Here is an 875-nt window from a genome sequence, read left to right on the forward strand (position 1 = left end):
TCATCAGCAAATACAATAACAATAACCGTATCAGGAACAGCAGTCCCAGCTGTACAAAATGATTTAGATAATGTAAGTGTATTAGTTAAGGCAGGAGCAGTATCTGAAACAACTGCTACAGATTCAGCAAAAAATACAACATTTGAAGTTAAAAAATATGTGGCACCAGCAGTAGGTGAATTAACTTTTGATGCAACAGATAAACAAATAAAAATGACATCAGGTGATGAAACAGTAGATCCATCAGATAACACATATGTACTAACACTAACAAAAGGAACAGTAAAAGATGGAGATGTGAAAGCTAATGTTGAAGTAACAGGATTACCATCAGGCTTAGATTATACAGCAGTGGGAGATTCATCAGCAAATACAATAACAATAACAGTATCAGGAACAGCAGTCCCAGCTGTACAAAATGATTTAAATAATGTAAGTGTATTAGTTAAGGCAGGAGCAGTATCTGAAACAACTGCTACAGATTCAGCAAAAAATACAACATTTGAAGTTAAAAAATATGTGGCACCAGCAGTAGGTGAATTAACTTTTGATGCAACAGATAAACAAATAAAAATGACATCAGGTGATGAAACAGTAGATCCATCAGATAACACATATGTACTAACACTAACAAAAGGAACAGTAAAAGATGGAGATGTGAAAGCTAATGTTGAAGTAACAGGATTACCATCAGGCTTAGATTATACAGCAGTGGGAGATTCATCAGCAAATACAATAACAATAACAGTATCAGGAACAGCAGTCCCAGCTGTACAAAATGATTTAAATAATGTAAGTGTATTAGTTAAGGCAGGAGCAGTATCTGAAACAACTGCTACAGATTCAGCAAAAAATACAACATTTGAAGTTAAAAA

1 pseudogene is annotated in these 875 nt (G+C 34.1%); it reads left to right on the forward strand.

The annotated features are described in order from the left end of the window. A pseudogene (locus IC218_RS21530) lies at positions 1 to 875 on the forward strand (hypothetical protein); the annotation flags it as partial.

The organism is Clostridioides sp. ES-S-0005-03, assembly GCF_020658455.1.
Taxonomy (GTDB): Bacteria; Bacillota; Clostridia; order Peptostreptococcales; family Peptostreptococcaceae; genus Clostridioides.